Here is a 14,587-nt window from a genome sequence, read left to right as displayed (position 1 = left end):
ATAGTACCATTATTGATGTTAAATTGTACTCTTTCCACCTTGCGCCTATTACCTCAAAGGAACATCCATGCAAGCTCACGTAAATAAACTTGATGACCTCGACAAAGCGATTCTCAAAACCTTAATGGCGGACGCTCGCAAACCTTACGCTGAAATGGCTAAGCAGTTCGATGTGAGCCCAGCCACTATCCATGTTCGGATCGAAAAAATGAAAGCTGCTGAAGTGATTCAAGGGACAGAAGTCATCGTCGATACCAAAAAACTCGGTTACGACGTGTGCTGTTTTATCGGCATTAATTTAAATGCCGCGCGCGATTATCACTCAGCACTGGAAAAGCTTAATGCACTAGAGGAAGTGGTCGAAGCTTACTACACCACGGGGGCATACAATATCTTCGTTAAATTGATGTGCCGCTCCATTGAAGAGCTGCAATATGTGCTGATTGATAAGCTGCAAGCGATTGATGAGGTGCAATCAACTGAAACCCTCATCTCACTGCAAAATCCTATCAACCGCAATGTGAATCCATAAAAAAAGCTCGCTGTAATTAGCGAGCTTTTCAATAATTCATGTTAGCTATCTAACGTGCCAAAAACGCTTTTAGCTCTTCAGCCGAGATGCCTTGTTCCGAAATCTGTTTAGCAAGAATATCGACTTGCTCATCCTTACGAGCTTCAATCACTTGCTGGAATTGATAAACAATGTCGCGTAGCTTTTCGAGTGGAATTTGTTTGGCAGCGCTTTGAATACGTTCACCACTTTGATCGCCCAGTTCGTTTAGCAATTTACCAAACATTACTTTTTCAGGGGCGTTTTCTAGCTGCTCCATCAAACGAGCCATTTCGTATGTCGTCAATGACATGTTTATTTGTTTTCCAACTTGTTATAACTGAGCGGACAAATATACAACGTTTTTCTATTCAAGCCTAGTTAGGATTGCGCCAATGGAGCGTGCCATTGCTTACCTGACTTACTGTACAGTACCAATAACCCCGGTAGCACGATCAGCATTTGAATCGCTATCATGACTTGGGGCTCTAGGCCCGAGCGTTGTACCAACGCAATAACCAATCCTGAGCCACTCATCTGGAATAAGCCTAGTAGTGCCGCAGCAGTACCCGCTTTATCACCAAAAGGAGCCAGTGCCTTGCCTGCAGCAGCACCTAATATCCATGCAAACCCAACTGAAGAAAGAAATATTGGCGCCATAAAGGCCAATGCAGTGTCGATATCCGCTAGCATCAGCATCATTGCACCCGCGACAAGCAGCGTAACGATCCCGATAGTGAGTGTTTTGTGCGTACCTAACTTATCCATACATTTTGGCGCGGTCATACAAGCGACAATATTGATCGCTGCATTAACACCAAACCAAAAGGTAAACTCATTCATCGACAAGCCTAGCCCTTCCATTAGAACAACAGGAGCGGAAGTCACGTAAGCGAGGATGACGGCCATCGCCAACATACACAATGTCGCGTGAAATAAGAATGATGGCGTTTTTAGAATATCTAAGTAACGCTGTAGTCGAAACACAGGTTCGGTGCTTGGCGCAGGATTAGTCTCTTTCATGCGGATGATCATCATCACCAACACCGTTACTGCAAAGATAGCCATAAAGCTAAAGTTGCTACGCCAGCCAAATTGTTGCGTTAACCAACTACCAAGAATCGGCGCTAAAGCAGGAATAAAACAAATCGCACCATTGAGGTAACTGATCATCTTGCCGCTTTTTTCTGGGCCAAAGATATCGCGAACTGTTGCAAAGGCTGCTACCGATGTCGCACACGCACCTAAGCCTTGTAGCAAACGCGCTATCAACATCCATTCTATATTTTGTGCGCCCCACGCCAATAAGGCACTCAATCCATAGATGGTGATACCGCCCAATGCAACAGTTCGACGTCCTAGTTTGTCTGCCAAAGGCCCCGCAAATAGCTGGCCAACGCCCATAGCAAACAAAAACCAAGTGATTGTGTCTTGTGCCAATGCGTGTTCCACGTGAAACGCTGCCGAGATCTGCGGTAGTGCTGGAAGGTAGATATCAATAGCAAGTGGGCTGAATAACACCAGCAACGTCAGTAAAACCATCTGAGTTTTCGCCGGTGACGCAAAGTTTGAGTTGTGCACAAGATAACCATAAATGAGTGAAATTTGGCACAGTGTAAGTTAACCTAGATATGACATCCAATGACAAAAAATCATCCCTGATATTCCAAGAAGTAAAATCATATGAACGTGGAAAAATTAGCTCGTATCGACCTAAATTTACTGGTTTGTTTGCAGGTATTAAGCGAAGAACTTAATGTCACCCGCACAGCTAGCCGACTCTGTCTGTCACAATCCGCAGTCAGTAAGAACTTAGCAAAACTCCGCACTCAATTCGATGACCCGCTTTTTGTACGTCAATCGCACGGCTTAACGCCAACACCAAAAACCTTGTTTTTGAAACCCAAACTTGACGTGCTACTTAATCAACTAGAACAACTCACACTCCCAGAAGAGTTTGCGCCAGCAACAAGCACCCAACGGTTTCAAATTGCTGCGGTAGAAAGCGTCTACCCGTTGATTCTGCCGCATTTCTTGCCTCATATTTTCCAACAAGCACCGAATGTGACAATCAGCACCCACCCATGGAGCGATCAAACCTTTACGCAATTGCAACGCGGTGAACTAGATATTGGTATCACAGGTAAAGATATCGACATCAATGACGCTAAGCTCACTATGCTGCCGCCCAATGATATTTGTTGGCAGGAAGTCTATCGCGACAATCAAATGTGCCTAATGCGTAATGACCACCCAGCTCTCACTCAACCTTGGACGTTAGAAAACTATCTACGTCAACGTCACGTCCAAGTTCGCTGCGATGGCAATGACCGCTGGTTGCTTGATTACCGCCTGGCCGATATTGGTAAAGAGCGCGATATTGCGATTACAGTGCCGGACTTTAATAGTGCAGCAAGCTTGAGTAGCTATACCGATTTTATCTTTACCGCACCGAGCCACTTCGTTAACTTGGCCGCCCAACAACTCAACCTCACGGTCATGCCATTGCCGATGGAATTCCCTCCTATGGCCTACACACTATTTTGGCATCGCGAACGAGAAAACGACCCTGCTCTGTCTTGGTTACGTAATATGATTCAAGAGAAAACTCTTGCGCTAAGATAGCGTCAAATGGGTAATAACTAGATGCATTAACTGGCGATGATAGTAAGCCTTTCGGTATCGTTTGCAGCCAAACGGTAAAAGGAGTAGCTTATTCGCCATTGACCGTTTGCAACGGCACAACACAATATGAAGGATTAGATAGATGCTTACGACAACTGAACAACGTTTAGCTGCCATCAAAGAGTGGCTCGTTCAGCAAAACTTGGATGCTTTGCTTGTACCTCATGAAGATGAATACTTAGGTGAATACGTCCCTGCGCACAACGAACGCCTACATTGGTTATCGGGTTTCACTGGTTCTGCAGGTGCAGCAGTCATCACTCGTGAAAACGCGGCTATTTTTGTTGATGGTCGCTACACAGTACAAGTGACTAAACAAGTTCCTGCTGAGTTGTTTGAATATCGTCATCTCATTGAAGAACCTGCTCTTGATTGGGTTGTTGAGCAGCTTCCGGTTGGTGCTAAGGTTGCTATCGATCCGCGCATGCACAACTCAGGTTGGCTTGAAGGCGCACAAGACAAACTGGCTAAACATGAACTAGTAATTTTAAGCGAAAACCCAATCGATCTGCTGTGGAGTGATCGCCCTGAACCACTAGTTAGCGATGTACGCTTGATGGCGACCCATGCAGTTGGTCAATCAAGCCAAAGCAAACGCGAAGAAATTGGTAAAATCATTGATAAAGCAGGTGCAGATTGCGCAGTGATCACTGCTTTAGACTCTGTTTGTTGGCTACTCAATGTACGTGGCTTAGATGTTTCTCGTCTGCCAGTGCTGCTCTCGCACGCAATCGTAACCAATGAAGGTAAAGTCGAGTACTTCTTAGATCCTGCTCGTCTACCTGCTGAGTTTGCACAACACGTTGGCCAAGGTGTCGAGGTATTCCACCCAGACCAACTTCAATCTCGCCTAGAACAACTCACAGGCCAACGCGTAATGGTTGACCCAGCAACAAGCAACACTTGGTTCAAACTGGTACTACAAAACAGTGGTGCGACCGTGGTAAGCAAAGCTGACCCTTGCCTGCTACCAAAAGCAGCGAAGAACGAAGTAGAAATTGCAGGTATGCGCGAATGTCACCTTCGTGATGGTGCAAAGATGGTAGAGTTTTTAGCCTGGTTAGATGCTGAAGTTACTGCTGGTCGTCTACACGACGAAGCGGTTTTATCAGACAAGCTATACGCCATTCGTAAGCAAGATCCAACCCTTATGGATTTAAGCTTCGATACAATTTCTGCTGCTGGCGGTAACGCAGCAATGTGTCACTATAACCATGAGAACCAACCTGAACCGGGCAAGCTAGAAATGAACACGCTATACCTAGTTGATTCAGGCGGTCAGTATTTAGATGGCACAACAGATATCACTCGAACTATCGCTATTGGCCAACCAAGCGATGACATGATTAAACAGTTCACTCTGGTACTAAAAGGCCACATTGGCGTAGCTCGTGCGCGCTTCCCGAAAGCCACTCGCGGTTACCAAATTGATACTCTTGCGCGTCAGCACCTTTGGGCTGAAGGTTTCGATTACGACCACGGGACGGGTCATGGCGTTGGTCACTTCCTAAGTGTTCATGAAGGCCCAGCTAGCATTTCGAAGAAGCAGATCGATGTACCACTACTAAAAGGTATGGTGCTATCAAACGAACCGGGCTACTACCGCGCAGATGCGTTTGGTATTCGTATCGAAAACTTAGAGATCGTAGTGGAACAACAAACGCAGGGCGATTTCCCAGTACTCGCTTTTGAATCGCTAACTCGTTGCCCTATTGATGTGCGTAACATCAATGTCGACATGCTAACGCGCCCTGAACTTGCATGGCTTAACGACTACCATCAGAAAGTATGGGATGAAATTGGCCCTCTAGTAGACGGTGAAGTCAAACAGTGGTTACAGCAGGCAACACAACCACTGAGCCATTCATAAAATTGATAGTGTGTTGTCGGTAAGAACGCTTCGCTCTATCCACGATTAACAGATAGACAAAAGGCTCTTCACATCGAAGAGCCTTTTTTGTGTTTCACGTGAAACATAGCTATTGGGAAGTCATTTATCCCGAATATGCTGAATGCCAATCTCGCCAAACTGGATCAAAACCTCGCTGCCTAATCATTGTCTCGACCGAAGCAGCACTGCGTTCATCACTAATCGCAAACTGCTCTAGCTCAACATCATCCATTGCGTAACCGCCTGGTTGAGTCTTCGATGCAGCAGACATACTGGTTATACCCAAGGGTAAAACACTGTCGCGGAACTTAGCTGACTCGCGAGTCGATAAAGACAATTCCACCTCTGGATTAAACAACCTATACGCACAGATCAACTGCACAAGTTGCTTATCATTCATGACTGATTTAGGTTGTAAGCTATTGAGCGAGTTGCCACCTTCACACGGACGTAGGCGTGGGAATGAAATAGAGTATCGAGTTTGCCAATAAGTTCTCTCTAGATACTCCAGATGAGCAGCCACATAAAAACAATCAGTACGCCACTCTTCGAGACCAATCAACGCACCAATACCTATCTTGTCTATCCCAGCCCTTGCCAAGCGATCAGGTGTTTCTAGCCTAAACTCAAAATCAGTTTTATTACCTCGCAAATGGTGTAGACCGTATGTCGCCGGATGATAGGTTTCTTGGTAGACCATCACCGCATCCAAACCCAAAGTCTTTAGCTCTGCATATTGCTCTTGCTCTAAAGGCTGAACTTCCATCGCTAAATAGTTAAAGCGCTGTTTTATTGCAGGCACCACCTGACGGAAGTAGTTCATCCCTACTTTGGTTTCATGCTCACCCGTGACTAATAAGACACTATCAAACTTCATCTTTTTGATAGCATCGATTTCGGCACTGATCTCATCAACATTCAAGGTTCGGCGCTTTATCCGGTTCTCCATAGAGAAGCCACAATAGGTACACGCATTCGCACACAGGTTTGATAAATAGAGTGGTATATACAACGACATCGTATTACCAAAACGCTTACGCGTTAGTGCGTAAGATCGTTGTGCCATCTGCTCTAAGTAAGGTTCTGCAGCTGGAGAGATCAGCGCTTTAAAGTCTTCTAAGTCTAACTTAGGTTTACTCAGCGCTCGCTCTACGTCACGCGAGGTTTTCGCGTAAATCGACATAGAAATATCATCCCAATCAAGCTGCTTAAAACGCTCTACAAAGCTCATACTGCGCTCCCTATAGCTCGTCCAAGAAAGCCGTTAGTGGGCTCGAAGCAATCGCATGATTCACTTTCCCAGCAAGGCCGGACTCATAAGCCATGCGTCCTGCTTCTACCGCTAGCTTAAATGCTCTCGCCATCGCGACCGGATCAGCGGCTGCTGCTATGGCCGTGTTCACGAGCACTGCATCAGCACCCATCTCCATTGCTCTTGCTGCATGGGAAGGAGCGCCAATACCTGCATCCACAATCACAGGAACGGTTGCTTGGTCGATAATGATTTCTAGAAAGTCAGCAGAAGCGATGCCCTTATTCGACCCAATAGGCGCACCCAACGGCATCACGGCTGCGCAACCAACTTGTTCAAGGCGTTTGCACAACACAGGGTCAGCATGACAATAAGGGAGTACTATGAAACCTTCACGAACTAACTGCTCCGCTGCTGCAAGAGTTTCGATTGGATCAGGCATTAAGTATTTTGGGTCTGGGTGAATTTCTAGTTTCAACCAGTTGGTCCCTAACGCTTCTCGAGCAAGTTGGGCTGCGAATATGGCATCTTTTGCGTTCTTAGCGCCTGACGTGTTTGGCAACAAACTCACACCCGCTTCAACAATAGGCTTGAGAATATCATCATGCTTGTCGTTAACATCAACACGCTTTAGCGCCATGGTGGCCAACTGAGAACCAGACTGTTTTATGGCTTCTGCCATTAATTGGCTGTTTGCAAACTTACCAGTGCCGGTAAATAAGCGTGAATCAAACAGCTTATCTGCGATCGTTAACATGCCATCACCCCCCTGCTATGGCCTGAAATAGTGAGATGGCATCGCCTTCACTGAGTACTGTTGACTGCCACTCACTACGAGGAATGACTTGATTATTAATTGCAAAGACACAGCCCAACTCTGGTAACGCGCACTGGCTGATTATTTGCTCAAGGCTACTTTGTTCGGCAACCTGATGTGACTGCTCATTGATTATGATAGTTATTGAACCCATTACTTCGACCCTAATATCTCTACTTACATTGTCCGAGCGTAAGCTAACCTTTATGCCCGTAACTCAATCGTTATTACATACGCTGCATTGGGCATCTTTGCTTATTGCCATGGTTTGCCATTTAAGAGTTAAACCATCAAACAGATGCAACTGACCCGTTGGAAACTTAAACTGCCCTATCGCTAATTTCTGAATGGCCGCTAACGCTTGGTAATTACCTAATGTGCCAACGACAGGGCCAATGACTCCTGAATCACTGCATTTGGTTGTGTTGGGCAGCTCATCAAATGGCACTAAGCAACGGTAGCATGACAAATCGGGCTGTTGCTGCTCATCCTTCCGGGCAAAGTCAAACACAGCAAACTGCCCCTGCCAGCCAATCGCCGCAGCAGAAATCAGTGCAGTATTTTTCTCAAAACAAAGCTGATTGATCATATGGCGCGTAGGCAAGTTATCGCTGCAATCGAGTACCAAATCAGCCAACATGATTTCCATGCCTAGCTGAGTTGCTTCTAAACGCTTGTTAATAGCCCGTACACTGACTTCGCCATTTAGCTCTGACAACTGTTCTGCCATCGCCTGTACCTTAGCCCTACCAACATCCGCTTGGCGGTACACTACCTGGCGCTGCATGTTGCTAACGTCAACAGTGTCATCATCGACAATCACTAACTTACCCACGCCAGCGGCGACTAAATACAAGCTAGCTGCGCTACCCAATCCACCACAGCCGATCACAAGAACATGGGAGCTAGATAATCGCTGCTGACCAATTTCACCAATTTGCGTTAAAGCAATTTGCCTTTGATAGCGAATAAACTGGCTATCCTGCAACACAGGTATCTCCTTGCTGCTTAGCTAACGTCATTAACTGGGCAAAACTATCGATTACTTGCTTTGGCTCTCCGGCTAAGGTAATAGCTCTAACCACCGCGAGACTCGACACACCACAACGCCAAACTTGCTCGGCATTGGTTAAGTCAATGCCACCAATCGCAACCGTTGGATAGCCTTTACTTGCATCGTAAGGGATAGAGTCAATCAGTCTCTGATACAGCGCTAAACGAACCAAGCCTTGTGGCTTAGAGGGCATCTGCTTGGTAGTGGTAGGGAAAATGTGGCCAAGTGCAATATAGCTTGGGTGAATCTGAACAATTCTTAGCAGCTCATAATAGCCATGAGTGGACAACCCAAGGCTGACATTGGCACGACTAAGCTGACTTAGATTCGACTCTTCAATGTCTTCTTGGCCAAGGTGAACACCAAAAGCACCGTGCTTAATCGCTAACTGCCAGTAGTCATTGATATAGACTTGAGCTTTGTATTGACGACCCAACTCAATTGCGCGCACAACTTGCTGCTCTAAGTCGGCTTGTTGAGTATCTTTGATTCGTAACTGAATCGTTTTGATCCCCAAAGGTAGCAGCTTTTCAATCCAAGTAACGTCATCAACAACCGGATATAGACCCAAACTTTGCTTCGTTAAAGTAGGAAACGACACCGACTTATTCGCCACTTTCCACCCTACTTGAATACCCAAACGTGGGTCTTCAATCACTGGTATCGGAAATAGACTAAAATCCTCAGGCCATGTTTCACGTGAAACATTGGTCAACGCTCTTGCCAACGTAAGGCTATCCTCGATAGGAAAATCTAAAGCGAGCAAGGTAAGTAGCCAACAAAAGTGCCGCTGTGGTTCGAACTGAACTTGACTCTGATTGCTATGCGATGACAATGCGCGTATTTCTCCGCTCAAAGGATGACGCCATACATCGAGGCTATACTCCTCATTCGCTACATCAAGCTTCACTGTATTGGGCTGTAGAGAACCAGTGGTAGCCAGAGAGATAGAACCCGAGTGATACTCAAAAGCCCAATCGGTATCACTGGAAACAACTTGCGCTGAACCAACAAAACAATCCGTTTGATAGCGATACGCTGAACTGCCATTCTGCACCATAAAGTATTCAGTTGGGCTTACACCCAACTGAACATGGTCAATCGCTAACCCTTGCTTCTCAGCCAATAACAAACAATGTTGCAGCATTTGTGTTGCCGATATATTAGAAGCAGGAACGAGCAACTTCACCTTTTCGATCACGGTTGCTCCTCCACTTCAGGACTCGCAGCAGGATGGTAGAGTTCAGAGCCAGTGGCTAAAAACTCTGCCGATTTCTGGCGCATTCCTTCTAGAGGGTCATCCAACATTTTAATTTCAATGGCTTGGTCAGCAGCAACTTGCTTAGTGTCTTTCGCGTATTCACGAACTTCTTGAGAGATCTTCATTGAACAGAATTTAGGACCACACATAGAACAGAAGTGAGCAACTTTACCCGACTCTTGCGGCAAAGTTTCATCATGGAATGAACGAGCGGTTTCTGGGTCTAATGATAGGTTAAACTGATCTTCCCAGCGGAATTCAAAGCGAGCTTTTGATAGCGCGTTATCACGAACCTGAGCGCCTGGATGACCTTTCGCTAAATCAGCCGCATGAGCTGCAAGCTTGTAAGTAATCAGGCCGGTTTTTACGTCTTCTTTGTTTGGTAAGCCGAGATGCTCTTTTGGTGTTACGTAACACAGCATGGCACAGCCATACCAACCGATCATTGCAGCGCCTATACCAGAGGTAATATGGTCATAACCCGGAGCGACATCTGTAGTTAGTGGGCCAAGCGTATAAAAAGGCGCTTCATGGCAATGCTTTAACTGCTCATCCATGTTTTCCTTAATCATGTGCATTGGCACGTGACCAGGGCCTTCGATGATCACTTGGACATCATATTCCCAAGCGACTTTAGTCAATTCACCTAGAGTACGTAGCTCTGCAAACTGCGCTTCGTCGTTCGCGTCAGCAATTGAACCTGGGCGCAGACCATCGCCTAAAGACAAGGCAACATCATACTTAGCACAGATTTCACAGATCTCGCGGAAGTGAGTGTAGAGGAAGCTTTCTTGATGATGAGCAAGACACCACTTAGCGATGATAGAACCACCACGAGAAACAATACCGGTAACACGCTTCGCTGTCATTGGTACATAGCGAAGCAATAAGCCAGCATGAATCGTAAAGTAATCAACCCCCTGCTCTGCCTGTTCAATAAGTGTATCGCGCATCACTTCCCAATTAAGGTTTTCAGCTACGCCATTCACTTTCTCAAGCGCTTGATACATAGGTACGGTACCAATTGGCACAGGACTATTACGCAAAATCCATTCACGAGTTTCATGGATATTACGGCCCGTCGATAAGTCCATGACCGTATCGCCACCCCAACGCGTAGACCAAACAAGTTTCTCAACCTCTTCTTCAATGGAAGAACTGACGGAAGAGTTACCGATGTTAGCGTTTACTTTCACTAAGAAGTTACGGCCAATTATCATTGGCTCAGACTCAGGGTGGTTGATGTTAGAAGGGATAATGGCTCGGCCTTCAGCCACTTCTTTACGCACAAATTCAGAAGTAATGTCTTTAGGTAGGTTCGCGCCAAAACTCTGGCCAGCGTGCTGTTGATTTAGCGTTTCATCACGAAATTTCGCACGTCCCATGTTCTCACGGATGGCAATATATTCCATTTCCGGTGTGATGATACCCTTACGAGCATAATGGAGCTGAGTAACACACTGATCACCTTTAGCACGTCTTATACGTGGTAGATTGCCGTAGCGAAGATCATCTAGTGTTTCATCTTCTAAGCGTTCTTTGGTGTACACAGAACTAACATCATCAAGTAACTCTGTATCACTACGCTCTTCAATCCACTGCTCGCGTAGCTTAGGTAAGCCGCTGTATAGGTCGATTTGGTAATCTGGGTCTGTGTATAGGCCTGAGGTATCATAGACGTGTATAGGCTCGTTAGGCTCGAAAATCGGAGCCTCTTTAGTGCCACCAATTAAGCTATCAGCCAAAGAGATTTCGCGCATAGGTACACGAATATCAGCACGCGTACCTTGAATATAAACTTTCTTAGAATTTGGGTACGGCTGTACCGAAAGAGTATCAATGAACTGTTTTGCTTCCAGTCTCGCTTGCTTGCGACTCGACATAGCATTTTTCCTTGCTTTGTTATTCTAGATAAAAAGATTTTGGATAAAAATGCTTGGCGGAAAGATGCGACAAGAGGAATCGAATGCTATAAACCGAGAAATGGATATATGACAGCAGACGATTAGATGATAGATCGACCCATCACTAGGACTTAAATGGGTGTAGATATCTTCTCTTGTTCCCTTCGCAGGTGTTAGCCTGATCAGGTTCAACGGATCCCGAATTAACGGTCTCAGCCTTATGGCACTCCGACAAGTAAAACGATTATAAGCAATCGGGTGGTTGAAACCAAGCCGACAGCTTATAAATTAACAAACTATTTTTTAACTCTTCATTAGCAATTGGAAACCTAGCCATGCTGCTGAAATACTCAATACAACGTTTAAAATAACGTTCAAACCCATCTTGAAAAACGCGCCTTGTTGCATCAACAGAACATTATCCATCGAGAATGTTGAGAAAGTGGTCAATGCGCCAAGAAAGCCCAAGCCGATGATTTGTCTCCAAGGTTCAGTAGCGAGCATCTCACTCTCAAATGCAGCGATAAGCAATCCCATCGCAAATGAACCCACCACGTTGACCGTTAGCGTACCGTATGGAAAACCCCTCCCCAATAACAATACGCACAATTCAGACACTAGATAACGCGAACACGCGCCGAATGCACCGCCCAAGGCGATGAATCCCAAAATGGAAAGCTGTCCCATACTACCCCCTAAAAACTAATGACGATATTGTAGCCATAAAACGTCATTAATCGAACTAAGTAAGCTATATTTGCGCAAAACTCTCCCTATGTTCTACTTGGTAATAGCGTTACATTTAAAAAGTTACAGGAGTCACTTTACTTCAATATACCCCATTAAACCCGTCTTCATGTGTTCAATAACGTGGCAATGGTACATCCAGCGACCGGGATTATCAGCAACAAAGGCCGCTTTCGCTCGCCCGTTCTTTCCTAATAAAACAGTATCGGTATGAAAAGGCTGCGCGAGTTTTCTACCATCCATTTCAAGAACAGTGAAAGTATGACCATGTAAGTGAATCGGATGATGGTATTGGGTGACATTACGTAGATCGAAAATATAAGTCTTGCCCAACTGCAATGTCGCTAGCGGCGCAGGAATATTGTCTTTACTCATTCCTTCCCAAGCTCTTTTATTCATTAACCAGAACTTCGGCATTGCCTTGCCTGATTTGTCTGTTGGAGTGACTGCACCCTCCCATTCGAAGACAAAATCAATTTCTTCAGCGTTCGCGAGGTCGAGATCTGGCACAGGGTTAAGTGGTAAAGACGGTAGTAACTGCTCTTTAGCAAGATTAGATTGAGTCGTTTCAAATTCGCACAACGGGAAGGGGAAACGCCCTTTCATATGACGAACGTATAAACGCTCTCCAGCCTTTGGAGCGATTAAACCAATATCAACCCTCATTCCCGGACTAATCTTATGTTCTGTGAGTCTATAGGGCGTCTCTATCGGGTTTCCATCAATAGCTATGACCCAAGCCTCTGCGCCTTCAACTGCAATGGGGTAAGTAATGGTGTTATCGACATTAGCAATGCGTAAGCGCGTGGTGGCATTTTCTTGCAATTGGTAAACGGGCTCATGAATCCCATTAACACTGCTGTATTCTCCCGGAGTTCCCATACGAGCACTTAATCTAGGCACCATCAACTTCTTCCAGTTCCCTTGCTTGTCGATATGCCAATGCTTAACCATAAGATCATGTTCTTCATCGAATACGACTGGAACCGACTCTTCAACAATTATTAATCCAACAAGACCCATTCCTAATTGAACGACGCTATTCATGTGTGGGTGATACCAAAAAGTACCCGCATCTGGTGGCGTGAAGGTATAAACAAAGGTTTCACCAGGCATGATTGGTGGCTGACTTAAGAACGGAACACCATCCATCTCAATTGGTATGCGTAAGCCATGCCAATGTATGGTAGTGGGTTCATCCAATAAGTTCGTAAAACGAATTGTCACAGGCTCACCCTGACGACAGCGAATTGTAGGGGCAGGTATCTGACCATTAAAGCCAAGTACCGGAGTCTGGTGGCCTTGAACGAGTTCTGCCGTCGCGGGTTGAGCCGTTAAATCATAAACATAACGTCCATCTTTTTGCTTACCACCAACAAGTGAACAAGCAGGCAAAGCAGTTAAAGCACTTACAGCAAGAGAAGATTGTAAGAATTGGCGGCGAGTAAAATCCATAACGCTATTCCTTTATTATTAGTTGAGCTATTGCAGTCTAACTAATTAGTGAGATCAATTCTCAACTAGATAAAGAAATTGTGGTTATGAGAAGAGTTTTGGGGATGTGAAAAAGGCTCCAGTCTTTCGTCGGGGACGCCTAGTCTAGAACCTTAAATATGGCAGGTGTGGACCGGGCTGGCGATCCAGAGATTCGAAAGCTTCGCCCCAACACGCGCTGTTTTGCTAGTTCGGGGAATCCGCTGCTCTGCCGATTGGAGCTTTCTAGGGTAAAACGAAAAAGGCCCTAGTCTTTAGACTAGAGCCTTGTATATGGCAGGGGTGGAGAGATTCGAAAGCTTCGCCCCAACACGCGCTGTTTTGGTAGTTCGGGGAATCCGCTGCTCTGCCAATTGGAGTTTTCTAGGGGTAAAACGAAAAAGGCTCTAGTCTTTCGACTAGAGCCTTGAATATGGCAGGGGTGGAGAGATTCGAACTCCCAACACGCGGATTTGGAATCCGCTGCTCTGCCAATTGGAGCTACACCCCTAAATTTTATCTACAATCAGGTTCGAATAGATTCGAACTCCCAACACGCCCTATCACAAGGTATTTGGGGAATCCGCTGCTCTTTGTTCTTTCGAATTGGAGCTACACCCCTGTAGAAACTACAGTTTATCATATTGTAGATTCAAAAAAACCTCGCTATTAGCGAGGTTCTTGAAATAAGTGGCGGAGCGGACGGGACTCGAACCCGCGACCCCCGGCGTGACAGGCCGGTATTCTAACCAACTGAACTACCGCTCCGCACTGGTTAGACTCTTGAGTCTAAATTTAAAGCCTGGCGATGTCCTACTCTCACATGGGGAAACCCCACACTACCATCGGCGCTATTGCGTTTCACTTCTGAGTTCGGCATGGAATCAGGTGGGTCCACAACGCTATGGTCGCCAAGCAAATTCTTTAATTCGGAAAGCTGTTTTAGTTCTTTT

The 14,587-nt window shown here is 45.8% G+C and carries 13 protein-coding genes, 2 tRNA genes, 1 rRNA gene and 1 riboswitch; of the genes, 3 read left to right on the top strand and 13 right to left on the bottom strand.

Features of this window, described 5'->3' with window-relative positions:
* Positions 1-67: 67 nt before the first annotated feature.
* Positions 68-532, top strand: coding sequence for a transcriptional regulator AsnC (gene asnC, locus MU515_RS15630; protein WP_260261333.1), 465 nt, complete (start codon positions 68-70; stop codon positions 530-532).
* A 49-nt stretch (positions 533-581) separates the two neighbouring features.
* Here asnC and tsrA read toward each other — a convergent pair whose 3' ends face one another.
* Positions 582-863 (bottom strand): H-NS-like global regulator TsrA, encoded by a 282-nt coding sequence (gene tsrA, locus MU515_RS15625; RefSeq protein ID WP_260261332.1) that lies wholly within the window; start codon positions 861-863, stop codon positions 582-584.
* 68 nt (positions 864-931) lie between these two features.
* Positions 932-2,092, bottom strand: coding sequence for a multidrug effflux MFS transporter (locus MU515_RS15620; RefSeq protein ID WP_260261397.1), 1,161 nt, complete (start codon positions 2,090-2,092; stop codon positions 932-934).
* Positions 2,093-2,233: 141 nt separating this feature from the next.
* On the opposite strand from MU515_RS15620, the gene MU515_RS15615 reads away from it, so the two are divergent.
* Entirely contained in the window at positions 2,234-3,175 is a 942-nt protein-coding gene (locus MU515_RS15615) for a LysR family transcriptional regulator (RefSeq protein ID WP_260261331.1), read from the top strand.
* Between the two features lie 142 nt (positions 3,176-3,317).
* Positions 3,318-5,105: an aminopeptidase P family protein gene (locus MU515_RS15610; protein ID WP_260261330.1), complete on the top strand. Its 1,788-nt coding sequence runs from the start codon at positions 3,318-3,320 to the stop codon at positions 5,103-5,105.
* Between the two features lie 124 nt (positions 5,106-5,229).
* Here the strand turns inward: MU515_RS15610 and thiH are convergent, their stop codons facing one another.
* The 11 genes from thiH to rrf all read right to left on the bottom strand — a co-directional run bounded on the left by thiH (position 5,230) and on the right by rrf (position 14,550).
* Complete coding sequence (gene thiH, locus MU515_RS15605; protein WP_260261329.1) at positions 5,230-6,357, bottom strand: 2-iminoacetate synthase ThiH; 1,128 nt, start codon at positions 6,355-6,357, stop codon at positions 5,230-5,232.
* Between the two features lie 10 nt (positions 6,358-6,367).
* Positions 6,368-7,135: a thiazole synthase gene (locus MU515_RS15600; protein WP_260261328.1), complete on the bottom strand. Its 768-nt coding sequence runs from the start codon at positions 7,133-7,135 to the stop codon at positions 6,368-6,370.
* 4 nt (positions 7,136-7,139) lie between these two features.
* Entirely contained in the window at positions 7,140-7,349 is a 210-nt protein-coding gene (thiS, locus tag MU515_RS15595; protein ID WP_260261327.1) for a sulfur carrier protein ThiS, read from the bottom strand.
* A gap of 63 nt (positions 7,350-7,412) precedes the next feature.
* A complete protein-coding gene (locus tag MU515_RS15590; protein ID WP_260261326.1) occupies positions 7,413-8,186 on the bottom strand; it encodes a HesA/MoeB/ThiF family protein in 774 nt (257 codons plus the stop codon).
* Positions 8,173-9,447, bottom strand: a complete 1,275-nt coding sequence (locus MU515_RS15585) for a thiamine phosphate synthase (RefSeq protein WP_260261396.1) — start codon at positions 9,445-9,447, stop codon at positions 8,173-8,175. Before MU515_RS15585 ends, MU515_RS15590 begins: the two co-directional genes overlap by 14 nt.
* Complete coding sequence (gene thiC, locus MU515_RS15580; protein ID WP_260261325.1) at positions 9,447-11,393, bottom strand: phosphomethylpyrimidine synthase ThiC; 1,947 nt, start codon at positions 11,391-11,393, stop codon at positions 9,447-9,449. The genes MU515_RS15585 and thiC overlap by 1 nt, the downstream gene beginning before the upstream one ends.
* A gap of 163 nt (positions 11,394-11,556) precedes the next feature.
* A riboswitch (TPP riboswitch) is annotated at positions 11,557-11,655 on the bottom strand.
* A 62-nt stretch (positions 11,656-11,717) separates the two neighbouring features.
* A complete protein-coding gene (gene crcB / locus MU515_RS15575) occupies positions 11,718-12,101 on the bottom strand; it encodes a fluoride efflux transporter CrcB (RefSeq protein ID WP_260261324.1) in 384 nt (127 codons plus the stop codon).
* Positions 12,102-12,233: 132 nt separating this feature from the next.
* Positions 12,234-13,616, bottom strand: coding sequence for a multicopper oxidase family protein (locus MU515_RS15570; protein WP_260261323.1), 1,383 nt, complete (start codon positions 13,614-13,616; stop codon positions 12,234-12,236).
* A gap of 452 nt (positions 13,617-14,068) precedes the next feature.
* Positions 14,069-14,145: transfer RNA gene (locus MU515_RS15565), tRNA-Trp, on the bottom strand.
* Between the two features lie 180 nt (positions 14,146-14,325).
* Positions 14,326-14,402: transfer RNA gene (locus MU515_RS15560), tRNA-Asp, on the bottom strand.
* 32 nt (positions 14,403-14,434) lie between these two features.
* Positions 14,435-14,550, bottom strand: a 5S ribosomal RNA gene (rrf, locus tag MU515_RS15555).
* Between the last annotated feature and the right edge of the window lie 37 nt (positions 14,551-14,587).

This window comes from Vibrio intestinalis (genome assembly GCF_025195085.2).
Classification (GTDB): domain Bacteria; phylum Pseudomonadota; class Gammaproteobacteria; order Enterobacterales; family Vibrionaceae; genus Vibrio; species Vibrio intestinalis.
This window is presented reverse-complemented; position numbering and strand designations above follow the sequence as displayed.